17 protein-coding genes are annotated in these 24556 nt (G+C 71.5%); 9 read left to right on the top strand and 8 right to left on the bottom strand.

The genetic code is table 11. The features are described from left to right. Positions 1 to 157: 157 nt before the first annotated feature. Entirely contained in the window at positions 158 to 1897 is a 1740-nt protein-coding gene (locus ACIQOU_RS03815) for a PucR family transcriptional regulator (RefSeq protein WP_401533546.1), read from the top strand. Here the strand turns inward: ACIQOU_RS03815 and ACIQOU_RS03810 are convergent. The 5 genes from ACIQOU_RS03810 to ACIQOU_RS03790 all read right to left on the bottom strand — a co-directional run bounded on the left by ACIQOU_RS03810 (position 1890) and on the right by ACIQOU_RS03790 (position 9417). After that, entirely contained in the window at positions 1890 to 2420 is a 531-nt protein-coding gene (locus tag ACIQOU_RS03810; RefSeq protein ID WP_401533545.1) for a GNAT family N-acetyltransferase, read from the bottom strand. The genes ACIQOU_RS03815 and ACIQOU_RS03810 overlap by 8 nt on opposite strands. A gap of 156 nt (positions 2421 to 2576) precedes the next feature. After that, positions 2577 to 3227: a response regulator gene (locus ACIQOU_RS03805; protein WP_401533544.1), complete on the bottom strand. Its 651-nt coding sequence runs from the start codon at positions 3225 to 3227 to the stop codon at positions 2577 to 2579. Positions 3228 to 3231: 4 nt separating this feature from the next. Next, positions 3232 to 4788: a sensor histidine kinase gene (locus ACIQOU_RS03800; protein ID WP_401533543.1), complete on the bottom strand. Its 1557-nt coding sequence runs from the start codon at positions 4786 to 4788 to the stop codon at positions 3232 to 3234. 138 nt (positions 4789 to 4926) lie between these two features. Next, entirely contained in the window at positions 4927 to 6162 is a 1236-nt protein-coding gene (locus tag ACIQOU_RS03795) for a Clp protease N-terminal domain-containing protein (RefSeq protein WP_401533542.1), read from the bottom strand. A gap of 261 nt (positions 6163 to 6423) precedes the next feature. Next, the gene (locus tag ACIQOU_RS03790) at positions 6424 to 9417 is read right to left on the bottom strand and encodes an AfsR/SARP family transcriptional regulator (RefSeq protein WP_401533541.1); all 2994 of its coding nucleotides are present in this window, start codon (positions 9415 to 9417) and stop codon (positions 6424 to 6426) included. A gap of 399 nt (positions 9418 to 9816) precedes the next feature. Between ACIQOU_RS03790 and ACIQOU_RS03785 the strand changes: the two genes are divergently transcribed. The 4 genes from ACIQOU_RS03785 to ACIQOU_RS03770 all read left to right on the top strand — a co-directional run bounded on the left by ACIQOU_RS03785 (position 9817) and on the right by ACIQOU_RS03770 (position 15280). Further along, on the top strand, positions 9817 to 10293 hold the full coding sequence (locus ACIQOU_RS03785; RefSeq protein WP_401533540.1) for an RICIN domain-containing protein: 477 nt from the start codon (positions 9817 to 9819) through the stop codon (positions 10291 to 10293). Between the two features lie 184 nt (positions 10294 to 10477). Continuing rightward, positions 10478 to 11467 carry an alpha/beta hydrolase gene (locus tag ACIQOU_RS03780; protein WP_401533539.1) on the top strand — a complete coding sequence of 330 codons (990 nt, stop codon included), beginning with the start codon at positions 10478 to 10480 and terminating at the stop codon, positions 11465 to 11467. 188 nt (positions 11468 to 11655) lie between these two features. Further along, complete coding sequence (locus ACIQOU_RS03775) at positions 11656 to 13491, top strand: FAD-dependent oxidoreductase (RefSeq protein WP_401533538.1); 1836 nt, start codon at positions 11656 to 11658, stop codon at positions 13489 to 13491. A gap of 508 nt (positions 13492 to 13999) precedes the next feature. After that, positions 14000 to 15280: a VanZ family protein gene (locus tag ACIQOU_RS03770; protein ID WP_401533537.1), complete on the top strand. Its 1281-nt coding sequence runs from the start codon at positions 14000 to 14002 to the stop codon at positions 15278 to 15280. A gap of 813 nt (positions 15281 to 16093) precedes the next feature. Here the strand turns inward: ACIQOU_RS03770 and ACIQOU_RS03765 are convergent. Together ACIQOU_RS03765 and ACIQOU_RS03760 are read right to left on the bottom strand one after the other, a co-directional pair. Next, the gene (locus ACIQOU_RS03765; protein ID WP_401533536.1) at positions 16094 to 16681 is read right to left on the bottom strand and encodes an SMI1/KNR4 family protein; all 588 of its coding nucleotides are present in this window, start codon (positions 16679 to 16681) and stop codon (positions 16094 to 16096) included. Between the two features lie 219 nt (positions 16682 to 16900). Beyond that, entirely contained in the window at positions 16901 to 17293 is a 393-nt protein-coding gene (locus ACIQOU_RS03760; RefSeq protein ID WP_401533535.1) for a hypothetical protein, read from the bottom strand. A gap of 586 nt (positions 17294 to 17879) precedes the next feature. Between ACIQOU_RS03760 and ACIQOU_RS03755 the strand changes: the two genes are divergently transcribed. From ACIQOU_RS03755 to ACIQOU_RS03740, 4 genes are all read left to right on the top strand, one after another. Beyond that, entirely contained in the window at positions 17880 to 19235 is a 1356-nt protein-coding gene (locus tag ACIQOU_RS03755; protein ID WP_401533652.1) for an extracellular solute-binding protein, read from the top strand. Next, positions 19232 to 20170, top strand: coding sequence for a carbohydrate ABC transporter permease (locus ACIQOU_RS03750; RefSeq protein WP_401533533.1), 939 nt, complete (start codon positions 19232 to 19234; stop codon positions 20168 to 20170). The genes ACIQOU_RS03755 and ACIQOU_RS03750 overlap by 4 nt, the downstream gene beginning before the upstream one ends. Next, on the top strand, positions 20167 to 21021 hold the full coding sequence (locus tag ACIQOU_RS03745; RefSeq protein WP_401533532.1) for a carbohydrate ABC transporter permease: 855 nt from the start codon (positions 20167 to 20169) through the stop codon (positions 21019 to 21021). The genes ACIQOU_RS03750 and ACIQOU_RS03745 overlap by 4 nt, the downstream gene beginning before the upstream one ends. Before the next feature lie 351 nt (positions 21022 to 21372). Continuing rightward, entirely contained in the window at positions 21373 to 22293 is a 921-nt protein-coding gene (locus ACIQOU_RS03740) for an arabinan endo-1,5-alpha-L-arabinosidase (protein WP_401533649.1), read from the top strand. Positions 22294 to 22825: 532 nt separating this feature from the next. Here ACIQOU_RS03740 and ACIQOU_RS03735 read toward each other — a convergent pair. Then, positions 22826 to 24220: an isopeptide-forming domain-containing fimbrial protein gene (locus ACIQOU_RS03735; protein ID WP_401533530.1), complete on the bottom strand. Its 1395-nt coding sequence runs from the start codon at positions 24218 to 24220 to the stop codon at positions 22826 to 22828. Positions 24221 to 24556: the final 336 nt, after the last annotated feature.

The following is a 24556-nucleotide window of genomic DNA, read 5'->3' as shown; positions in this document are numbered from 1 at the left end:
ACGTTGTGTCAACCAGGGGCCGGGGCGTCCCCCGCAGGGCCGAGGGGGGCCGCCCGAGACCTCCTCTTGCGCAGGTCAGTGGCGGCTTGCCAGAGTGACCAGGCACTCCCTCTCCCCCTCCGTCCCTCTCGCCCCGGGGGCGCCCCCTGGAGTCACCGTGAACGAGCACCACCCCGCCCCGCGTCCCGGGGTGCCGGACGAGCAGGACACCGGCGCGGCCGGGCGCGCGCTCACCGTCGCCGATGTCCTGGCGCTGCCGGTGCTGGCCGCCGGACAGCCCCGGGTCGTCACCGGTGGGGGGTGTCTGGACCGGCCGGTGCGCTGGGTCCACATCACGGAGCTGACGGACCCGGCCTCCTTCCTCAAGGGCCACGAACTGGTCCTGACCACGGGCATGCCGCTGCCCGACAGCGCGGCGGACGTGCGCCGTTATGTCGACGAACTCGCCGACGTCGGTGCGGCGGCCCTGGTCATCGAACTCGTCCGGCGCTACCACCGGCCGCCCGACGCCCTGGTCCATGCCTGCGAGGCGCGCGGACTGCCGCTGATCACGCTCGCCGAGGACGTCAACTTCCTGGAGGTCACCCAGGTCGTCCACACCCTCATCCTCGGCAACCAGACCGACGCGATGCGCCGCGGCCAGCGGATACACGAGGCGTTCACGGCGCTGACGCTGCGCGGCGCGGGGGCGCAGGACGTGGTGCGGGCGGCGTCGGAGATGAGCGGGCGCACCGTCGTCCTGGAGAACCTGGCCCACCAGGCGCTGATCTGCGAGCCGTCCGGCGCCACCGTGGAGGAGGCGCTCACCGACTGGGAACGCCGCTCCAGGGCCACGCCGCCCGGCGGCCACCCGGGTCCGCCCGGCGCGGAACGCTGGCTCGTCACGCCGGTGGAGTACCAGGGCGAGCGGTGGGGCCGGGTCGTCATGCTCCCGGCCCGCGCCGACGGACCGCCCTTCGGCCCGGAAGACACCGTTCTCCTGGAGCGGACGGCGATGGCGCTGACGGTCGCCCGCCTCATCCACGCCACGCCCTGGGAGCGCACCGCCCAGCAGAGCGCCCTGCGTGACCTGGCCGGACAGCGCCATCACTCCCCCGAGGACGCCCGCGCCCGGTGCGCCGCGCTGGGCCTGCCCACCGACGACAGCCGGTTCCTGGCGATCGTCGTCGACCTCCGCGACGGCGACCTCCGCGACGGCGACTTCGCCAACGACGGTTTCGGTGACGACGACGTCCGTGACGGGAGTCTCCGTGACGGCGGTGCGGGCGGCGCCGAAGCGGAGGCCCGCCTCTCCCAGGAACTGCGCACCGCGGGCATCCCCACGCTCATCGGCGCGCTGTCCCCCGGCCGCCTCGGCATCCTGCTGGCCCTGCGCCCCTCCCAGCCGTGGCGTCCCGTCGCCGAACGCCTCGCCCGCACCGCCCTCGACCTGCTCCCGCGCGCCGTCGTGAGCGTCGGCCCGGAGGTCACCGACCTCGCCGACACCGCCCGTTCCTTCCGCGAGGCGGCCCGCGTCGCCGAGGCCACCCCGCCCGGCCGCCCCCTCCCGCCGGACCGTTCCTTCCACGAACTGTCCGACGTCGGCCTGCGCCATCTGCTGTACGCGCTCCGCTCGGACACCCGCGTCCAGGAGTACGCGGAACGGCAGGTGGGCCGGCTGATCGACCATGACACCCGGCACGGCAGCGACCTGCTGACGACGCTGCGGCACTATCTCGACGCGGCGGGCAACAAGACGGCCACCGCGCGCCGGGGCGGCCTGTCCCGGGAGACCGTCTACCAGCGTCTGCGCACCATCGAACGGCTCCTGGAGCGCGACCTCGAATCCGGCGAACAGCGCACCGAACTCCACGTGGCCCTGCTGGCGCTCGACCTGCTGCGGGGCCGCGTCACGTGAGGGGAATGACCAGTTCGGGCCGGTCCCACAGGACGGCGGGCGGGTTCGCGGCCACGGTGCCCGTCCGGCGTGCGCCCACGCTGAGGTAGAAGCCCTCGGACGGCGGGTGGGAGACGACCCGCACGCTGGCGAGCCCGGCAGCGCGCGCCTGCTCCTTCAGGTGCGCGACGAGCTGACGGCCGATGCCCCGGCCCTGCGCGTCGTCGGCGACGAACATCAGGTCCAGCTCCGGTGGCACGAGCACCAGCGCGTAGAAGCCGAGCAGCCGACCGCCCGCGCTGCCGGAGGTGTCGGAGGTGTCGGCGCCCGGGTCGGCGTCCTCGACGGCCACGAAGACCTGGTGGGTCTCGATGTAGTCGGGGCCCACCCGGTACCCGGCGATCATCGGGGCGTACTCGCCCTCGTACGCGCTGGAGCGCTGGACGAGCCTGGTGAGCCGTTTGGCGTCCTTCGCGGTGGCCCGCCGGATCGACACGGGCCCGCCGCGCGCCCTGCCGCCCCTATCTGTCCTGCGTGCCGTCATGTCCTCAGTCCACCGGATTTCAAGGGAGTTCAGCGCATCGGAGGTCAGCAGCGAGGCTGGACTCCGGACGTCGGAGACCTTGGCACCGTAGCTCACGCTGGTCCCGAGCCGCTCGGCGGAGAGCGGGCGCGCTACCGGGGTGGGCCCGCTCGTGTCTCAGTCGGTGAGCAGTCCGGCGTCGTGGGCCAGGACGGCGAGCTGGACGCGGTTCGTGCGGCCGGTGCGGGTGAGGATGCGGCTGATGTGCGCTTTGACGGTGCTCGCGCTGATGTGCAGCCGGTCCGCGATCTCCGTGTTGGACAGGCCGGTGCCGAGCAGCTTCAGCACGTCCCGTTCGGCCGGGGTGAGGTGCTCGGTGCGGCGCTGGGCGGCGTCGGTGTCGGGCCCGGACAGTACATGCCGTTCCAGCAGCCGACGGGTGATCCGCGGGGCCAGCACCGGGTCGCCGTTGGCCGCGACCCGCACCGAACGGATCAGTTCGGCGGGGCCGGTGTCCTTGAGGAGAAAGCCGGTCGCGCCCACGCGAAGGGCGCGCGTGACGCTCTGCTCCTCACCGAAGGCCGTCAGCATCACCACGTGGGTGCGCGGGGAGGCGTGGGCGATGTCCTCGGCGGCCGCGATGCCGTCCTTGCCGGGCATATGGATGTCGAGGAGTGCCACGTCGACGTCCTGGCCACGGCAGGCCGCGACCGCCTGATGGCCGTCCGCCGCCTCCGCGATGACCTCGATGTCGTCGGCGTTCTCCAGGATCAGCCGGATTCCGGCGCGCATCAGGGTCTCGTCGTCGGCGATGAGGACTCGGATCATCCCCTCATCTTAGGATCGCCAGCGCCAGCAGAACGACCAGGGACGCCACCGTCGGCAGCCCCACGCACACGGCCGCGCACCCCGCGCCCAGCACCCTCGGCCAGGTCAACGCCTCGGCGGACAACGGCGCGTAGGCCTCGGCGCCCGTGGGGTCTGTGAGGCCGAGGGACGGGGAAACGGCACGGGTCGGCGGGGAGGCGGGGTCGGAGAGCGGGGGCGCTGGGTCGGAGAGCGAGGGCGCGGGGTCGCCCGCTGGGTCAACTGCCGCTGCGCCGACCGGCGTTGTCGTCCCGACCGGCGTTGTCGTCCCGACCGGTGTTGACGTGCCGTCCGGCGTCGTTGTCCCGGCCGGGGTGCACGGCAGTCTGGCGGCGACGCGGAATCCGCCCGTCGGTGCCGGGCCCGCGGTGAACGACCCGCCGAGCAGCCGGACCCGCTCGTCGAGGCCGGCCAGCCCGCTGTGGTTGCCGACCAGGGGGTGAACCGGCGTGCGGGGCGCTTCGTTGGTGACCGAGACCTCGACGCGGCCGTCGGCGCTGTGGACATCGACCCGGGTGGGTGCTCCCGCCGCGTGCTTCAGGACGTTGGTCAGCGCCTCGCGCACGACGCGGTGCATCGCCTGCCGGGTGCGCGGGCCCGCGTCGGCCGTGTCCGGTCCTGACCAGGCGAGGTCGACGGTGACACCGGCCCCGCGCGCCTCGGCGACCAGGGCCGCGATGTCCTCGCGGGTACCCCGGTCGCTTTGTGGGGACGGCTCGGTGACCTCCGCTCTGCGCAGCACGTCGAGGATCTCGCGCAGTTCCTCCATCGCCGAACCGGCGGTGGTGCGCAGGAGTTCGGCCTGCCCGGCCAACGGCGGTGCGTGCCGGGCGGCGGACAGTTCGAGCGCCCCCGCGTGCACCGAGATCAGGCTCAGCCGGTGGCCGAGCAGGTCGTGCATCTCCCCGGCGATCCGGGCCCGCTCCTCCAGGCGCGCGGTGGCGGCGGTCAGGGAACGGGCCTGTTCCAGATAGGCGTTGCGCTCACGCAGCAGTCTGACCAGCGGGCGTCGGCGGCCGAGCAGCGTCCCGGACAGCGCCGGGAGGACGAGCAGGAGGAGCGCGGACAGCGCGGTGCCGCCCACCTCCTCGGGCAGGGCGCGGGGTGCGCGCAGGCCGATGAGGAGGGCCAGGGTCAGGGCGCCCGCGCAGGTCGCCAGGACGCTGTGCCACGCTCGGCGGGCCGGGGTGATGTTCCGGGTGGCGGACAGCACGATCAGCGGGATCGCCAGCATCGTCCACACGTTGTCGCCGACGAGCAGCGCAGCGGTGCCCAGGACGGCCAGGACCGGCCGACGGTGGCGTACCGGGACCAGCAGCGCCGCCCAGCATCCCTCCAGCACCGCGAGGACCGGCCGGGTCGGGTGCACCGCCAGCAACGGCAGCAGGGCGACGGCGGCCACGAGCAGGCTCGCGGCGGCTTCGGTGACCACCGTGCGGCGCGGGGCGGCGCGCAGAGCGGCGCGTTCCGTCAGGGCCTCGCGTATGACCGCCCGTCGCACTCGTTCGAGCACCTGCGACACGACCGCTTCCCTCCGTTGACCTGGCCTGTTCGGTCACCATCATGCGGGGGCCGGGAGCCCGGACCGAACCCCGCTCCCCCGGACCGCGACGGCCACTGCACCCTCTGCCCCCGACGGGCCGCCAACGGGCCCTCGGCGTCACGCGCCCAGTCGCGAACCGAGCTGCCTGCTCAACTCCGCTGTGTCCAGACCCTGTTGGCGCAGCAGCCGCGCGACCGGGGAACCGTCCGCGTCTCCCGCACCGCCCCTGTCCACGTCCGGGTCAGCGTCGGCGTCGGCGGCGGCGTCGTCGAGCAGCGCGGCCAACAGGTGCACGGTGCCGACGGTTCGGGCGTTGTGCTCGGCGGCCAGCAGGCGGGCCGCGCCCATCACGCGCTCGGTCCCGGCGGAGAACGGCACCTCGGCGGTCACCGGCGCCGGTTCGGTCTCGGTGGCGGCGACGAGCAGCGCACCCGGCTGGACACCGTGCGAACGCATCAGCGCGGCGGCGGAGTTGGCGGTCCGTACGTCCTCGGGCAGGGTCCGTCCGGCGACGGTCAGCGCCCGGTCCAGTGCGTGGATCGCCAGAAGCAGATCGACCGGCTCGGCCACGCGTCGGCCGCACCGCACCGCCTGGCGGCGCGCCTCCCGACCGATGGTGAACAGGACCGGCGTCCCGTCACCGCTCGTCCGGCTCGTCCACGACACCAGGGCCCTGGCCCACCAGGTCCCCCGCTCGCCCAACAGCCCTGCCCTGCGCAGCAGTTCGAGGGTCCGCAGCTCGGGTCCGGCCTCGGTGGCGGCCTGTGCGTCCAGTGCGGCGGCCGCACCCGCCCGGTCCACGCGCCGCAGCGTCAGCGCCTCCACGGCCCGGCTGCCGGGAAGGTCGAGCAGGGCCCGGGCCACGTGCCGGGTACGCACCCCGGGGGTGCCTTCCTCGCGCGCCCGGCGCAGGGCCCGCAGCAGGCAGCCGCGCAGCGCGCCGGAGGGCTCGGGCCAGTCCGTCCGACCGTCCGGCAGCGCACCGGAGGAGGACGGGGCGGCGAGCCACCGCGCCTCCCGCCAGGCCGCGCTGACCTCGGCCTCGTCCGCCGGGGTCACCGCCGTTGCGTCGTCGGCGTCGTCGTGATGAACCCACACGCCGCCCGCGCGGCCGGCCACCAGTCCGCTCAGCGCACCCGCGTCGCTGAGGCCCGGCGCCAGCGCGGCACCGGCCTCCGTGTCGCCGCGCACCAGGGTGAAGAGGAGGTGCTCCGTCCCCGTCGTCCCGGATGCGAGCCGCACCGCGCGGCGTGCCGTCCGCGCCAGCAGGTCCGTGACGTCGGACTCGAACTCGTAGCGCGGCACGTCCTCGGCGTCGGCGGTCACGGCGGGCGTCGGTCGCTCTCTCGTCACGGGGTCCCCTTCTGTTGCTGAGCGGTGGGCGGTGAACTGCTGTTCACGCACGACGAGTTGCGAACGGCGATCCCCGAACCCGTCTGCCCCGACGCTAGGTGAGCAGCCCACCCCGGCACGTCGGCCGACCGGCCACCGCCCCTGCCCGATCGGCCACGATCCACGAGCCGACCGGCCGACAACGCCGACGTTCCCGATGGGGGCCGGGCCGGCGCAACTGGCCCACCGTGACGCCCGGCGCGTCCAGCCGGTGACGTCGACTCACTCCCCCTCCTCCCCCTCCGCCTCTGCCTCCGTCTCTGCCAGCGAGGCCCGCAACAGCTCCTGCAACTCCGGGTGTTCGGCCGCTCGCTCGACGGCCAGTGCCGTTCGGAACTCGTGTCGGGCCCGCTCCCGTTCGCCTGCCGCCGCGTAGGACAGCCCCAGGCGGCGCCGGATCTCCATCTCCAGGCGCGTGCGGTGCGGCTCGGAACGCGGTGAGATGCCCTCGTGCAGCGCCAACGCCTGGTGATGGCGGCGTTCCGCCTCCATGAGGTCCTCCGCCACCGACCCCAGCCGGGTCAGCGTCAACGCCAGCACCAGCGCGTCACCGGCCTCCCGGACCAGCGCCTCACCGCGCAGCAGCACCGCCCGCGCCTCGGCCCGTTCACCGAGCGCCATGTGCGCGTCGGCGAGGGAGAGGAGACGTTGGCTGATCGGTATCGGACGGCCGTTGCGTTCCGCTGCGGCGAGCGCCCCGCGCGCGTCCGCGAACGACGCGGCCACCTCGCCCTGCTGGAACCGGCTCATCGCCCGCAGCGCCAGGGCCAGCGACACCCCCCACGCGTCGTCGGTCCGCTCCAGGACCGGCAGCACCTCGTCGGTCGTCGCCGTCACCCTGTCGTACCGCCCCTGCAAGAAGTCCTGGGCGGCCAGAGCCGTCAGAGGCCGGGCCGCCATCGTCGCGTCGTCGCTCGCGCGGGCGGACTCCACCGCGCGCCGGAACCAGTCGCCGCCCTGCGCGAAGCGGCCCTGTTGGTAGTCCAGCAGCCCGAGCGACACCGCCGCCATGACCTGCAACGACGGCTCTCCGCTGCGTTCCGCCGCGCTCAGCGCCGTGGTCAGTGCCGTGCGGCCCTCGTCGTAGCGGTCGCGGTGGAGGAAGTAGTCCCGCAGGGCGACGCCCAGGTGTGCCGTCAGGACGTCCTCACCGTGTGCGGCCGCGTATCGCGGTACGTCCGCCAGGTCCGCACCGGCCGCGTCCAGCCAGCGTGCCGCGTCCCGCGCGGATTCGAACCACCGCCGCTGCCCGTCCGCCGCCCGGCCGTCGTCCCCGGTGAGACGGCCCGCCTGGACGTACAGCTCCAGTACCTGACGGCGGGCCCGGGCCGTCTCCTCGGGGTGGGCGTCGGCCAGCTTCCGGGCGTGGACCCGTACGAGGTCGTGGAGGCGGTAGCGTCCCGGGCCCGGTTGCAGCATCAGGCTCGCGTCGTACAGCTCCTCCAGCATGGTCTCCGCCTCGTCGACGCCCACCCCGAGCATCACGGCCGGCGTCCACGCGTCGAACTCCGGTGTCGGCGCATGCCCCAACAGCCGGAACGCCCGCTGCCTGGCCTCGCTCAACTGCTCGTAGGACATGTGGAACGCCGCCTCCACGCTGCGGTCCCCGGCGCTCAGTTCGCCCAGTCTCCGCTCCTCGCGCGCCATCCGCGCCGCCAGATGCGACGGCGACCACGACGGCCGGTGTTGCAGGCGCGCGCCCGCGATCCGCAGGGCCAGCGGCAGGCCCCCGCACAGTCGCGCCAGGTCGGTGACCGCCTCGGGGTCGGCGTCGGTGCGTGCCTCGCCGATCAGGCGCCGCAGCAGGCCGATCGAGTCGGTGGTCGGCAACGGTTCCAGGCTCACGCACCGGTCCGCGTCCAGGCCGGTCAGCCGGTGCCGCCCCGCCACCAGCACCTGGCTGCCCGGCCCGGCGGGCAGCAGCGACCGCACCTGCGCGGCGCTTTTCACGTCGTCGAGAACGAGCAGCAGCCGCAGCCCGCTGGTGAGGTCGCGCCACGCGGCGATCAGGTTGTCGCGGTCCTGGGGGAGGTCCGCGTCGGCGGTGCCGAGTGTGCGCAGCAGCCGTTGGAGCAGTCCCTTCATGACGGGGCGGTCGTCCGCCGGTGAGTGGTGGGTGAGCAGGTCGACGAAGAGGACGCCGTCCGGGTGCCGGGGGCGGAGCGTCCACGCGGCGTGGACCAGCAGCGAGGTCTTGCCGACCCCGGCGGGCCCGTCCACCGTCGCGACGGTCACGGCATCGGCGGGAGCGGGCGCGGTGAGCGCGGCGACCTCCGCCGCGCGGCCCATCAACGTGCCCGCGCTGCCAGGGAGTTCGTTCACCGTGCGCCGCGCCCGGGTCTGGAGCGGCGATGCCCCGGGGCGCCGCGAGGCGGGGGCGGGGGGCTTCGCGGCGGGCGTCGCATCCGGGAAGACGGGGCCGCCTGCGGTGGCCGGGCGGCCGAGGACGGCCGTGTCGTCGTGGCGGAGCACCGCCGCGTGCAGGTCGCGCAGGGCGGCGGACGGGACCGTTCCCAGTTCGTCCCGCAGCCGTCGGCGCAGCGCCTCGTACGCGGCGAGCGCCTCTCCCTGTCGGCCCGTGCCGTACAGCGCCCGGATCTTCAGCGCCAGCACCGGTTCGTCCAGCGGGTGGGCGGCCTCCGGCGAGGCCAGGTCGGCGAGGACCTCGCTGCCGCGGCCGAGCCGGAGCAGACATGCGAGGCGCTGGTGCCGCAGGGACCGGCGCTCCATCAGCAGCCGTTGACGTTCTCCGAGCGCGTACGGCCCGGGCAGCCCCGCGAGCGGTTCCCCGCGGAACAGGCGCAGGCCCTGCTCGGCGGAGCCGAGGGCACCCGAGACATCATCGGCAGCGAGCAACCGGCTTGTTTCCGTGGTGAGTTCGGTGAGGCGCGTGGTGTCGAGGCGGACCGGTGCGGCGAACCGGTAGCCGCCCGATCCGCCGCGGATCACCGATCCGTCCTGCCCCGCGCCCGGCAGGTCCAGGGCCTGCCGCAGCGCGTAGACATAGCTGGGCAGCACGCGTCGCCCCGTCGGCGGCGGCTGGTCGCCCCACACGCCGTCGATCAACTGCTCGTGGCTGACCAGCCGGCCGCCGCGCAGCACCAGCGCCGCCAGCACCGCCTTGCGGCGTGGCGGGCCGACCACCGCCTCCCGGTCGCCCCGCCACGCCTGCACGGGGCCGAGTAGAACAACCCGCAGCTCCTGCGACTCCCCCATGGCCGTGCGGCCCCTTTCCCCGTGGATCACCAGAATTTCATCGCTATTGCAGCGGTGTGCACCACGGTTGGCAAATCAGAACAGCAAACGCGGGCGCCGCGGTGCGTGCGGCGGGGGGAGAGTTCCATGCGAGCCAGACGGACCACGACGGCGTGGGCAGGGCTGCTGCCGACAGCCGGGTGTCCGCGCCGACCTGGTCGCATGCCACGCGCGAACTGCCCGGCCCGCTGCCTGTGTTCAGCGCCGAGGACGGCTGCCGGGACTGCGCGGACCGGGATCTCCCTGAGCGCCGACGCTCGCGCCCCGAGGCGTCGCTCCGAAGCGTTCCCGGTGTCCAGCCGGGCGGTCCGGCAGTCGGCCCGGCGAACGACACCCACCTCAAGGAGGAGAAAGAAGCTCATGCTCGGCATGCGTTCCCATCTGATCGGCGGGGCCCTCGCCCTCGTCGTCCTGGCCGTGACGACCGACACCGCCCTTGCCTCCGCGAACGACTCCGCCTCCGCCGCGCGGGCCGCCGACGCCACCCAGAGCTTCCGCAACCAGGCCACGGGCCGCTGCATGGACGACACCGATGCCGGGTTCCGGACGTGGAGCTGCAACGGCAGCGGCCCGCAGCTGTGGGACGTGAAGGTGTGGGGCGACGGAACGCGCCAGCTGCGCAACGTCAGCACCGGCCGCTGCGTCGAGGACAGCGACGACGGTTTCCGCACCGTGGGCACGTGCGGTTCGAGCCCGGCACAGAGCTGGTGGGTCAAGGTCTTCGCCGACGGCACCGTCCGCTTCCAGAACCAGGCGACCCTGCGGTGCGTCGACGACAGCTCGCTGGGTTTCCGTACCTGGCCGTGCAACGACACCCCGTACCAGAGCTGGTTCTGACCCCGGTCGTCCTCCAACGCCCTTGTCCCGCACGGAATGTGGGCGGCGCCGGGGGTCCGCCCGGCCCGCCGGTCCGCGCCGAGGAGGACTCCTCGCTCGGCGGACGGTTCCAGCTCTTCCGGAACGGGATCGCCCTGTGGCACCTGTTCACCTGTTCACTGCCCTTTCCGACCAGGAGGTCGTCTTGAGCAAGCACCACCCCACCCGCAGGAACGTCCTGAAGACCGCGGGCGGCGTCTCCGCCGCGCTGGCGCTCGGCACCGGAGGCGTCCTCGCCACGGCCACGGCGGCCAGCGCCGCCGGCGACGGCTTCGGGCTGCACATCGTGGAGCACAACGAGTCCGACGCCCGCATGAAGTACTACCGGTTCCAGACCGACGCGATCGGCTGGAACCCCGGCGTCAACGTCCTGCTCCCCGACGGCTACGCCACCAGCGGCCGTTCCTACCCGGTGGTCTACGTGTTCCACGGCGGCGGCTCGGACCAGGACTTCACCACGTTCGACCGCCTGGGCATCCGCAGCTGGACCGCGGGCAAGCCGGTCATCGTCGTGATGCCCGACGGCGGTCACGCGGGCTGGTACTCCAACCCGGTCAGCTCCAACTCCGGCGCCCGCAACTGGGAGACCTTCCACATCGCCCAGCTGATCCCGTGGATCGACGCGAACTTCCGCACGTTCGCCGAGTACAACGGCCGCGCGGTCGCCGGGTTCTCGATGGGTGGCTTCGGCGCGCTGAAGTACGCGGCGAAGTACTACGGCCACTTCGCCTCGGTGAGCGCCCACTCCGGCCCGGCGAGCCTGCGCCGTGACTCGGGTCTGGTCGTCCACTGGGCCAACGTGTCCTCGGCCACCCTGGATCTGGGCGGCGGCACCATCTACGGGGCGCCGCTGTGGGACGAGGCCAGGGTGACCGCCGACAACCCGGTGGAGCGCATCGAGAGTTACCGCAACAAGCGCGTCTTCCTGGTGGCCGGCACGAGTCCCGACCCGGTCAGCTGGTTCGACACGGCCAACGAGACCCAAGTGCTCGCCGGGCAGCGGGAGTTCCGGGGTCTGCTCGGCAAGGCGAACATCGCGCACGAGTTTCACGAGGTGCCCGGCGGTCACTTCGTCCGCCCCGACCTCTTCAAGGCCGACCTCGACGGAATGATCTCCCGCCTCCGCAGCGCCTGACCCACCCGGCCCTGCCCCAGCCACCGCCGACCTCCACCCCGCCGCCACCCCACCCGGCGCAAGGAGGCGGCCGGTGGCTTTGGCGGAGGCCCGCCCGAATCCCCACCTCCCTGTGATTGTGAGGATGCTGTAAGTGACCGGGGAAACGGCTGTCGGCTTCCAGGGCCCCTCCCTACTCTCAGGGCCTCATGACAACAGAACACGCGCAGCAGCCCCAGGGGCACGACGGGCACAGCCGTAGACGCTTCCTGAAAGCGACCGGAGGATCGGCCGCCGGAGTCGTCGGCGCGGGAACGCTCGGCGCGTTAGGGGCCGCAGACACCGCGGCCGCGGCCGCCTCCGGCAAGCGCGTCGCCGTCCTCGGCGGTGGCGTCTCCGGCCTCAGCGCCGCCCATGAACTCGCCGAACGCGGCTACGAGGTCACCGTCTACGAGTACTACGACGCCCTGGGCGGCAAGGCCCGCTCCATGGACGTTCCCGGGACCGGAACGGGCGGCCGCAGGCCGCTGCCCGGCGAGCACGGCTTCCGTTTCTTCCCCGGCTTCTACCGGAATCTGCCGGACACCATGCGCCGCATCCCCTTCCCCGGCAACGCGAACGGCGTGCACGGCAACCTCCGCAGCGGCACCGAGGCGTTGTTCGCGCGCGGGTCGGGCCGCCCGGACCTGCACTTCCCGCTCCGCCGGGTCACCACCCCGCCCGCAGCCGGTGACCTCACCGCGTCCTGGATTCGTGACCAGGTCCTGTCGGTCCTCGATCTCGCCACGCATCTGCCCGCGCATGAGGCCGCCTACTTCGCCGGCCGGCTCCTGGTCCACCTCACGAGTTGCGACGCTCGCCGCGAGGACGAGTGGGAGAAGGTCACGTGGTGGGACTTCATCCGGGCCGGTGAGATGAGCCGCGAGTACCAGGTGCTCCTGGGCATCGGCCAGACCCGTAACCTCGTCGCCACCCGCGCCGAGATCGCCTCCACCCGCACCGTCGGCCGCGTCATCATCGAGGCCCTCCTCCTGTGGGGTCTGCTCGGCCGGGGCATGGACGGCGACGCGGACATCGACCGGGTGCTGAACGCCCCGACCAGCGAGGCGTGGATCGACCCCTGGGAGAGGCATCTGCGGTCCCTGGGCGTCGAGTTCGTGCTCGGCACCGAGGTCCGGGAGGTGCTGTACGACGGCGGCCGGGTGACCGGCGCCCGGGTGGCGGCGCGCGACGGCGGCCGGCAGCGCACCGTCACCGCCGACCACTACGTCTCCGCGCTCCCTGTCGAGCACGCGCGCCTGACCTGGGGCCGGGCCCTGCGCGCCGCCGACCCGCAGCTCGGGCGGTGCGACGAGCTGAAGACGGACTGGATGACCGGGGTGATGTTCTACCTGCGCACGCCCACCCCGGTCGTGCACGGGCACATCAACTGCCTCGACTCGCCGTGGGCGGTCACCGGGATCGGCCAGTCGCAGTTCTGGGACGTGCGGGACTTCTCGGGCGACTACGGCGACGGGCAGGCCCGCGAGTGTCTGTCCACGGTCATCTCCGAGTGGGACAAGCCCGGCATCCTGTACGGCAAGACGGCTCGCGAGTGCACCAAGGACGAGATCGTCGCGGAGTTGTGGGCCCAGTTGAAGGACGGTCTGAACGACTCCGGCAAGACGACGCTGAGGGACGAGGACCGGCTCGGCTGGTTCATGGACCCGGCGGTGACGGGCCTCGGCGGCCCCGATCCGCACAACCGCGAGCAGCTCCTCATCCATCCCACCGGCACCCTCTATCACCGGCCGTCGGCGAGGACGGCGGTGCCGAACTTCTTCCTCGCGGGCGACTACGTCCGCACGGATGTGGACCTGGCGACCATGGAGGGCGCCAACGAGTCCGCACGACGCGCCGTCAACGCGCTCCTGGACGCGGACGGCTCGGACGCCGAGCGGTGCCACATCTGGGAGTTGTTCCGGCCACCGGAGATGGAACCCCTGAAGCGGGTCGACGAGCTGCGCTACCGGCTGGGCCTGCCCAACACCTTCGACCTGGGCTAGCCCCCACCACCGCATCGCGCCCGGTAGGGCCGCTGCCCGACCGGCTGCGGCCCTACCACCACCTCACCACCACCTCACCTACATCGAACGGCAGTTGGGCAGACCTGCTCGGTGACCAACGCGCCGATCGGAGCGCCGATTCCAAGCCGAACGGCCTTGCCGGGCCGGGGTTTTGACAGGTTCGCGATCGATGGTTCACGATGATTCCACTAGTCGACTAGTGGAATGGTGTTGGCGGAAGGTGCAGTTCCGTATCGCCGGGCGGGGCAGGTTCACGGCCGCCTGGCTGCACTCCCCCACTTCCGTCCTTCCGTGACGCCATCGACCACGTCCTCCCCCACTGGCTGGAGCCTGCCGTGAGAACCACCGAGTACCCGCTGATGAAGAGCCACCTGTCCGCCGCAGCGCAGGGGACGGTGACCGCGTTCGGCGCGAGGCCTCCCGCCCCGCCGGCCGGCCACGGCCGTACGTTCGCCCCCGCAGGGCTGTCGATCGGGGCACGGCCGGCATGACGGACGCCTACCTGCTGCCGATCGGTACGGCCGCGCTGCTCTTCCCCCTGTTGGCTCTCCTGACGTTCGTGCCGATGGCGATCGTCCTCTACCGGCGGCACGGTGTGATGACCCGCTGGCGGGTGCTGTCGCTGTACGGCGGCATGTACTACGCGTTGACCGCCTTCTGCATGACGATCGTGCCGTTGCCGAAGCCGTCGACCAACGTCTGCAAGGCGTTCCCGACCTTCGCCGAACCCCAGCTCACACCGGGTGTCGTCGTCTCCGACCTCTGGAAGGAGGCGCACCATCGCGTCGCCGTCGACGCGTTGGTCCTGTACAACTCGGCCTTCTGGCAGACGGTGTTCAACCTGATCCTGCTGCTGCCGCTCGGGGTGCTCGTACGCATCCACTTCCGCCGGGGGGCCGTCGCGGCCACGGCGGCTGGGTTCGCGGGGTCGCTGTTCTTCGAACTGACCCAGTACAGCGGGTTGTGGGGCCTCTACGACTGCCCTTACCGACTCTTCGCCGTCGACGATCTCGTGGTCAACACGGCGGGCGCCGCCCTGGGGTGGGCGGTCGCCGGGCCTCTGGCACGGGCGCTGCCTGCCCTGGAAGCCCTGGACGACGAGGCGTTGACCGTCGGCAGGGTGCCCATCGGCCGCCGCTTCGTCGCGCTGCTGGTGGATGTGACGGGCATCCAGCTGCTGATCGGCGGTGTCGGCGTGATCGCCGACGTCGTGCCCGGTTCGCTGGCGGTGCTGTGGGGGCCGCCGGCCGCCTTCGCCCTGTGGTTCGTCGTCATCCCGTGGCGGACCGGCGCGACGCCGGGCAAGCATCTGTTGCTGCTGCGGCTGGCCACGGCGGAGGGCGAACGCCCGCGCCTCCGCGCCCTCGCCCTTCGCGCGGCGGTGCTCAGTCCCCCGCTCGTGGTCATCGCGGGAGCGATCCCCGCCGCCGCGTTCACGAGCCTGACCGTCGGCCCGGAACTCGTCGACCGCTCCGGCTCGTCGACCGACACCTCCGCGCTGTTCGAGACGGCGAGCGTGATGGGCAACCAGGGTGTGTCCTCCGCCCTGACCACCAGCACGGGGTTCTTCCTGCTGCTCTTCCTGATCGGCTGCCTGATGCTGATCGGCGCCTACGCGAGGGCGGTCCGCTGCCACCCGTCGGGCCTGGGCCCCCACGAAACCCTCTCCGGCACCCACAACCACACCCGCCCCCACACCCGAGCCCGCCCCCACCCGCACACCCCGTCCTCAGCCCCGCAGCCCGAATCGTCGGACTCCCTCGCCTAGCGCCGCCGACACGAAGACCTGACAGCCGTCGGTCGAACGTGCCGGGCTTGAAAGAGCGCGCCCCACGCAGCCGTGTACCCACCCGTCTCCGGATGGCCGCCGCACGATCGCAACGAACGCCCGAGCGAACAGCCACTGCCATGGACGACCTGGTGATCGTGCGCGACGCGGATGCACCGACCCACTTTCAAGGACCGGCTCCTGGCCGTCGCCGATATCGGCGGCCTCCGGGGCCGGGACGGCGACAGCCGGACGACGACAGCTCGCTTCGGCGGCACGGCGCCGTCGCAGAGCCGGAACGGGCCACGAGGCTGAGTACATCCGACCCGCAGGGTGACAGCAGTCCGGCCGTGCCCGTCACGTTCCGCGCCAGGTGCCGCCTGTGCCGCGAGCCCCCCCTCACCGGGGACGTCATCACCCTTGACGGTGAGGGGCGACGAGCCGGCGGGCGGGGCCGACATGGGTGTGTGCTCCCGGGCGGGCCCCGCGCAGGCCGCGCCTCTCGCGCAGCAACTCGGTGTACCTGCCCACGGACAGCCGGCCTCCGCGAGGCACCGGACCGAGGAGGCGGCGGCTCCGTGCGATGGCCAAGGTGCTTGCTGTGCCCGGCGGGTGGCGTCACGTCCCTAGCGCGCACAGCTTGCCGTCATCGCTGGCGACGCGGACCACGCCACCGGTCACCGCAGGCGGCGACCTCACCGAGCCGTCGGCGCCAGCGACGAGTTCGGGCACGTCAAGCGATTGGCGGGATTCCGTCCTTGTGACGTCGTTCCTCGGGTTCTGGCTCACATGCCGTGGAGTGAATACGGAGAGTCAGGTCTTCGGGGCCATGCGATGGCGGTCTGGATGGGCACGAAGTCGAGGCGAGGTGAGTTCCAGGGCCCGGTTGTCGCGTCCGGCGCTCATGTGGTTGAGCCAGCGTTCGTACCAGTCGAGGAAGTCTGTGGCGGAGGAGACGTCGGGGCCCCCATACCCATCGCTGTTACCAGTGAGGACGCGGCCCGTGAGGGGACCGGTCACCGCGATGACGCATACGTCGGTGCAGCCCATCTCGATGATGTGAAGGAAGAGATCGCGTCCGTGGGTCATGGGTTCTGTGCCGTCGAAGCCGCGGGGTTCCCCTGGCGCTCCGCCCGGATTCATGGCCAGCAGGGAGCACTGCTCCAGCGGCATGAGGCCGTAGAACGGCGCCGCGCCTGAGCCGCCGATCTGCGTGAGGAACTGCCGATAGGCGTCGGGGAGGACGATGTCGTGCTCGGCCTCGAACGCAGCGACGCGTGCTTCCGTCAGCTTCGGGCCGAGGCGAAACTCGTGTTGCTCTTCCCCGAAGGAGTGGCTGCGCAACGGCTGGAACGGGATCGCGGCCAGCTTGCGACGCAGGCGGGGTATGCGGGCATCCATGGGGCGTCTTCTCTCGTTGCCGTCACCCTATGTGTGTCTGTGGTCAGCAGGCCAGAAGAAACCCTCCAGCGGTCGTCCAGGTAGGGCTTGAACGCGTCCAGCTTGGACGGCCGACCCTGCAACTGCCCGGCGAAGAACTTGACGGCACGGGACGTCATGCCCGGCTAGTGGCCGGGGAACATGTCTCGATCATGCGTGGCGAATTCGGGGGCTGTCCTCTCAGCGGCCCGAGTTGGCCGTCGCCTGTCGCACCTCGCCGTCGTGTCGGCGCAGCATCATGCCGACCGTTCCGGCGGTCAGCAGCGCAGCTCCGCCAGCGGAGAGGGGGACGGAGAACGCCAGGGCGGCCAGTGGCGCAGGCCAGTTCCGGTCGGAGGCGCACTGCAAAGCGTCCTCGTGTCGTCTCCCGGAGTCGTCGAAGTAGAGGTCCCTGGGTTCGGAGTTGACCGGAGCGGGGCAGTCCACCGCGTTGTAGGTGGAGCCGTAGGGGGTGAGCACCTGCCACACGGCGTAGGCCCAGAACAGCGATGCGCAGACCAGCAGCCCGGCGCCCCATCCCCGAAGCCGGCTCGCCTTCTCCAGGAACCGCTGCTCAACTGCCAGAGGGTGCACACGAATCTCCTGCTGTCGGCTGTGAAATGACCTCCGAGACTCTACGCACCCTCGCCGGAAAGCGCGTAGGAGGGCGTGCTTCGTCTGTGTCCCACCGGGCAGCAACTCGCCAGACGGCCATGAAGACACGCTCGCGCTCGAAGAGGTATCCGCGTTTCCCGTGGACGGGTACGGCTGCGCTGTCACAGACAAGGTGAGCAAGGGGAACGAACTCGATGAAGAACGTTGCTGTTGTCGCAACGGGGATGAAGTGGCCGTATATGGCCTGGCTCCGGACTTCCCTACCTTTTCTTCCTTTTTGGCCTTTCAGCCACTGAAACAGTCGTCGATTGACTGCTGGTCCTGGTTCTTCGTTGTTCGGTGTTCGGTGCGGGAAAGTTCCGTCGGACTCATTGACGCGGAAGCGCTTCGATTCTACGGTCCCGTTCGAGCTTACGGGCGTGTGTCGATATCTCGAACGACGGTGAAGTGAGGCGCGTCGGTTGGTTCCCGACGGGGCACCGGCACGGGGACGACCACCCGTAGGGCAGATCACGGAGTGCCGGCACGCGTACGTGCGGGACAGATCCCCGAAGGTGGGCGGGCAATAGGACGACCTGGCCTCAGTCGTAGGCAACTGCTGGGCGCGGCCGGAGGGTTGGGGGTGGCGGGGAGTTTCGGCTTCGCGGGGCTCGGCAGGGGTGCCGATGCTCTCGCCTCCACCGCGCGCACGCGGGTGCGCTACTGGAACCTCTTCAGCGGCGGCGACGGCTCCAACATGATCGCGATGCTGGACGGGTTCCGTCGGGCCCACCCGGACATCGCCGTGAAGGATTCCACGCTCCAGTGGGGCAACCCGTTCTACACGAAGCTCGCGATGGCGGCCGCGGGCAGCCGCGCTCCGGACCTCGGTGTCCTGCACGTCGGCCGGGTCGCGGGCTTCGCGCCGGGCCGCCTGCTGGACCCCTGGGACGTCGGTCTGCTCGCCAAGTACGGGCTGCGGGAGGCGGATTACCACCCGCAGCTGTGGCAGCGCGGTGTCATCGACGGCAAGCTCTACGCCCTGCCGCTCGACGTCCACGTCCAGCTCTGCTTCTACCGCAAGGATGTGCTGAGGAGGGCGGGTCTGCTCGGCGCCGACGGGCGGATCGTCCCGGTCACATCGGTCGACGACTGGTTCGGCGTTCTCAAGGAGGCCAGGAAGGCCACCGGGAAGGGCTTGCAGACCATCGGTCTGTGGATCAACGACCAGAATTTCCAGTGGTGGTTCTTCGTCGCCTTCTACACCCAGCTCGGCGGCACCTGGTTCGACGAGGCCAGGACCGAGGTCACCTTCGACACCGACAAGGCCACCCAGGTACTGGAGTTCCTGCGCCGGCATGTCGCCGAGGGGTATGCGAACCCGGCCATGGGTTCCGTCAACGCCGAACAGTTCGTCAACGGCGCCCCGTTCGCGTGGGAGGGCAACTGGTCGGTGCCGGTGTACTCCGGGGCGAAGCTCGACTACGGCGCGATCCCGCTGCCGCCCGTCTTCGGCACCGCGGCCACCCACGCCGAGTCGCACGCCTTCGTGCTGCCGCACCAGTCCGAGCGCGGCGGCGCCACCGACGAGGCCGCCCACCGGCTCGCCGCCTACGTCGTCACGCACGCCCGGCAGTGGGCGGCCGGCGGCCACATCCCCGCCTATCTGCCGACGTTGTCCACCCCGGCGTACCGGAGGCTCTCCCCGCAGAACGAGTACGTGTCGGCCATGAACCACCAGGCCAACGAGCCCAAGGTGTGGTTCGCGGGGTCGACCGGCATCCTCGCCCAGCGCGTCGGCCCGGTCGTCGTCTCCTCGACGGTGGGGTCCGCCCGGCCCGACGCGGCGGCCCGCCGCATGAAGAGTGAGCTGAGCGTGTTGCTCGCGATGAAGAACCCGATGGACGGCAGAACGGCCGCGCAGGGAGGCACGATCGCATGACGACCGCCGAGACCGTTCTCGTACCGGCACGCGTGACGGCCGTCGCCGCGCGCGCAACTCCCCGCCGCAGGCAGGGTTTTCAGCACGGCGGCTGGTTCGTGGCACCGTTCCTGCTGCTCTTCGCGCTGTTCGTGATCTGGCCGCTGCTGCGCGGCGTCTACCTCAGCCTCACGGACGCCAACATCACCGGCACGGGCGAGAGTTTCCTCGGCCTCGGCAATTACCGCGAGGCCCTGAAGGACCCGCTGATGTGGGACGCCCTCGGCCACAGCGCGTACTTCACGCTCCTGGTCGTGCCCTGCATCACGGTCCTCGCCTTCCTTCTCGCGATGCTCGCCCACCACATCGAACGCGGGAAGTGGCTGTGGCGTCTGTGCTTCTTCGCGCCCTTCCTGCTGCCGTCGACGGTCGCGGGCAATCTCTGGCAGTGGCTGTTCAATCCCGGCACCGGAATGGTCAACCACCTGTCCGGCGTGGACACTCCCTGGCTGACCGACCCGTCGTACGCGATGCCGGCCATCGTCATCGAGACCCTGTGGTGGACGGTCGGCTTCAGTTTCCTGCTGTACCTCGCCGCTCTCCAGTCCATCCCCGGCCACCTCTACGAGGCCGCGAAGCTGGACGGCGCCAACGCCTGGCACCGGATGCTCCACATCACCCTGCCGATGCTGCGCCAGATCACCGGGCTGGTGGTCGCCCTCCAGATCCTGGCCTCGCTCCAGGTGTTCGACCAGGCCGTGGTGATGATGGACTTCGGCCCCGGCCCCGAGAACGCGACGCGCACCTTCGTCCAGTACACCCTCGAAGAGGGCTTCACCAGCTACCGCGTGGGCTACGCCTCCGCGATCTCCATCATTTTCTTCGTGATCGTCGCGTCCGTCGCCCTCGGCCGGATGTGGCTGCTGCGCGACCGCACCGAGGAGGCCGGCCGATGACGACCGCCGTACCCGTGAAGTCCCGCAGGCCGTGGACGCCCAGCCAGATCGTCCTGACCGTTCTCGGCGCGGGCGTCTCCGTCGTCTTCCTCGCGCCGCTCGCCTGGGCTCTGGCCACCTCGCTCAAGTCGGAGACGGAGGCCGTCGACGTACCGACGCACTGGCTGCCCGAGCAGGCCACGACCCAGGCGTGGCGGGCCCTCCTCGCCACCGGCAACATCACCGACTGGTTCGTGAACTCCCTGGTCGTCTCGGTCTGTGTGACGTCCGTCGTGCTGATGGTGAGCGCGCTCGCCGGATACGGTTTCGCCCGCACCGAGTTCCGCGGCAAGGGCGTGCTGATGGGCCTGGTCATGTCCGGGCTGATGGTCTCCCCGGCCGTCCTCGGTGTCCCGCTGTTCACCACCGTCCAGCAGATGGGCATGGTCGACACCTACTGGGGGATGATCCTGCCGCAGTGCGCCCCCGCCGCGATGGTGTACATCCTCTACAAGTTCTTCCAGGGCGTCCCGCGCGAACTGGAGGAGGCGGCCTTCATCGACGGCGCGGGCCGCTGGCGGGTCTTCTTCACCATCGTCCTGCCGCTGCCCCGCCCCTCCCTGGCGGCGGTCGGCATCTTCACCTTCATCGCCTCGTGGAACAACTTCCTGTGGCCGTACATGGTGACCAGCAACCCCGACCTGATGACGATGCCGAACGGCATCGCGACCGTCATGAACTCCTACGGCATCCAGTGGGCCCAGCTCATGGCCGGCGGGCTCATGGCGGGCCTCCCGCTGATCATCGTGTTCGTCTTCTTCCAGCGCCAGATCGTGGCGGGCGTGGCCCACACCGGCCTGGCCGGACAGTGAGACGCGGAGGGGCCGTGCGCGGGGCCGATATGACCATGTGTCAGTCGATGGGCCGGGCCAACTCGACGGTCGAAAAAGTTTCGGCGTCTGCTGGGGCGCGTGGGGCTGCGGGAACCGTTGACGCGCACGGGGTTCGAATCTACGTTCCTGTTCGATGTCAGGACCGACGTTCGTCATCTCGGACAGTCGGTCATCTCTCCACCTCCCCCCACCCGTAGGAGGATTCGCGTGAGCCGCACCTCCAGCAGAACCCCCGACCGAACCCTCGACCGAAGCCTCGGCTGGGCTTCCCGGCGCGCGGCCGGGAGCGCCTTCCGACGCCGGACGGCGCTCCTCGCCCTCCCCGCGGCCATCCTGCTCGCCCTCGTTCCCGGCACCGCCTCCGCGTACCCGAACCCCGGCGCCGTCACCGGTTCGACCGTGGTTCATGACCCCACCATGATCCGCACCTCGTCCGGGCGGTATCTGCTGTACGCCACCGGCGGCGGCCTCGGCTACCGGACGTCCACCGACCGGATCGCCTTCAGCGCGGGCGCCGACGCCTTCGGCACCAAGCCGAGTTGGTGGTCGGGGTACGCGACCGAGGCATGGGCCCCCGACATCTCGTACCAGGGCGGCAAGTACCTGATGTACTACGCCGTTTCGACCATCGGCTCGAACAAGTCGGCCATCGGGCTTGCCGGTTCGTCGACCGGGCTGCCGGGTTCCTGGAGCGATTACGGGACGGTCTACACGTCCACCACCGCCAGCGACTACAACGCCATCGACCCGAACCTTTTCGTGGATGGCGACGGCAAGTGGTGGCTGTCGTTCGGGAGTTGGTGGACCGGACTCAAGATGATCCAGATCGACCCGTCGACCGGCAAGCAGCTCTCGTCGAACACGACGCGCTACTCGATCGCGTCCCGCCCGACCGGCACCAAGGCCGTCGAGGCGCCCTCCATCGTCAAACGGAACGGCTACTACTACCTGTTCGCCTCGTACGACACCTGCTGCGCCGGCACCAGCTCCACCTACAAGGTCAAGGTCGGCCGGGCCACCAGCGTCACCGGCCCGTACTACGACAAGAGCGGCGTCGCCCTGACCAACAACGGCGGCACTCCCGTCCTGGAGTCCCACGGCCGGTACATCGGCCCCGGCGGCCAGTCCATCATGGCCGACGCCGACGGCGACCTGATCGTCTACCACTACTACGACGGCCAGGACAACGGCACCCCCAAGCTCGGCATCAACCTCCTGGACTGGAGCACCGGTTGGCCGGTCGCCTACTGAGCCGAACGGCTCCCTCGGGGATGCCTCGGTGAGCGCCGGCCGGTGAAGGGCACAGGTCGGTGCCGGGCACGGAACCAGTCACGGGCACCCGGTTCCTCCGGTCTTGACCGAGTGCTGCGGTCTCGGCCGACCTGGTCCGCGTCTGACCTGCAGGTGGGTGTCAGTGTCCGGGGTCGCGGGGTTCGAGGTGGTAGTCGAAGGCGACGCTCCCGGGGTCGAGGACCGTGACGCCGCCGTCGATCGAGGAGAGGTCCGAGTGCGGCGCGCAGGAGCCGGAAGGGCCCGGTCACGTTCGTGGGCATCACCCACTCCCAAGTCTCGGCGGCGACGCGTTCCAGGGGTGCGGAGCGGCGGCCGGAGATGACCACCTGGTGGCCGGCCTCGCTCAGCAGCCGGGCGGCGGCGGCCGACCGGTACCCCGGCCGCGCCCGCCCGGGTGCCGCGCCGGGCGGCGTCGGGGGCGGGCGCTCCGTCGCGTTGACGGTCCGCCGGGGTCGGCGCCTCGGTCGGTGCGGCCGAGGCGCCGGTGCTGTTACTCCGCGCAGGGAGTGCAGCAGGTGGGGGCCCGTTCGACGCAGACGGTGACGGTGTCGGTGTTGTTGTCGGGGCCGGGGTCCCGTTCGTTGCCGGTCACGGTGGCGGTGTTGGTGACCGGGCCCGTCTTGGTGGCCTTGGCGCGCAGGGTGAGGTGCGCGGTGGCGCCCACCGCGAGTCCGCCCACCGTCCAGCGTCCGGTGGCGGGGTCGTAGGCGCCGGTGGAGGGGTCGGCGGACAGGAAGGTGAGGCCCTCGGACAGGGGGTCGGTGACGACGACCCCGGTGGCCGCGTTGGGTCCGGTGTTGCCGACGGTGACGCGGTAGGTGACGGTCTGGCCGACGGTGACGGTGGTCGCGTCGGCGGCCTTCACGACGTTCAGGTCGGCGGCCGGCCTGACCTCGGTGACGGCCTCGTTGGAGGTGGCGGTCAGCGGTTCCGCCGTCGGGCCGAGCCGGTTCTCGTAGGCGGCGGAGGCGGTGTTGGTGAGCAGCTTGCCCGCACCGGCGAGGGTGATGGTGACGCGGTACTCCACCGTCGTCCCCGCGGCCAGGGTCTCGGTGTTGGGCAGGCTTCCGCCCTGTGTGGCGGTGGCGCCGTTGCCGAGGCGGAAGACGACCTCGTCCGTCGCCGGGTCGTAGAAGGCCTCGTCGTCACCGCTGCGGTCGGTCTTCGCTCCGGCGCCCGGGCCGTCGACGATGCGTAACGACCCCGGCAGATAGGTCGTTCCGGCCGGGATGGCGTCGGTGACGGTCAGGGCGTCGGCACCACCCCCGCCCTCGTTCCTGGCGTTGATGCGGTAGGTGATGACATCGCCCACCTCCAGCGGGCCGACCGGGATGGCAGCCTTGGTGAGGACCACGAACGGGGCGGTGCCGAAGAAGATGCCGTCGAGGAAGTTGCCGATGCCCTGGTTGCCGCCCGCCGCGGAGACGGAGCGGAAGGCGAAGCGGGTCAGCGTCTGACCGGCCGGGACGGTGTAGGTGCCGGTGTAGTAGCCCCAGGCCGTGTTGCCGTCGGTGCAGCGGCGCTGTTCGACCACCGCGCCCGGCGCGCCGATGTCGAGGGCCATGGTGTCCTGCCCCTGCCGGCCCCGGTGGTACAGGCGCCAGTACAGCTTGGAGCCGGGGGTGGTCGGCAGGTCCTGGTACAGCGTGGCGACCTGGTTCGCGTTCAGCTCGGCGAACTGGGCGCCCTCGGCCGACGGCACGCCGTTGAACCCGGAACGCCACAGCTCGATCATGTGGTCGGTGGCCGTGGTGAGCCAGCCCGGCACCCGTTTCGCCGCCTGGGTCTGTGAGGAGTCCGGCAGGATCTCGTAGTTGGTGACGACGGGCTGTTCGAAGCCGCCGTTGACCAGGGCGACGCGCAGCGGTGCGGATGGTGTGGACACAGTCTCTCCCCTTTGTTTCCGGCCCTGTTGAGGCGTGCCGTCGCACGACGTCACGGATGTGCGTCGCGGCGGCGCGGCGGCCGAGAGGAGCCGGGGTGTCGATCAGGGAAGGTGTCCCGGCGAAGGCGCTGAGATCGTGTGTCAACGCCCCGCCCTTCCCCTGTCCGGCTCCTACAGAGAGTTGTCTCCTGCGGCGCGCCGGGCAACCGTTGCCGTCGAATCACTCGCCCCGGTCCGCGCCCCCGGCGCACGACGCCCCGCGCGCACCGGACGGCGTGGTCGCCACCGGTTCGCTCGAAGGTGGGGTTTGCGCACCGGGGTCCACTCCTCGGGGTC

This window comes from Streptomyces sp. NPDC091279 (genome assembly GCF_044757465.1).
In the GTDB taxonomy this organism is placed as follows: domain Bacteria; phylum Actinomycetota; class Actinomycetes; order Streptomycetales; family Streptomycetaceae; genus Streptomyces.
This window is presented reverse-complemented; position numbering and strand designations above follow the sequence as displayed.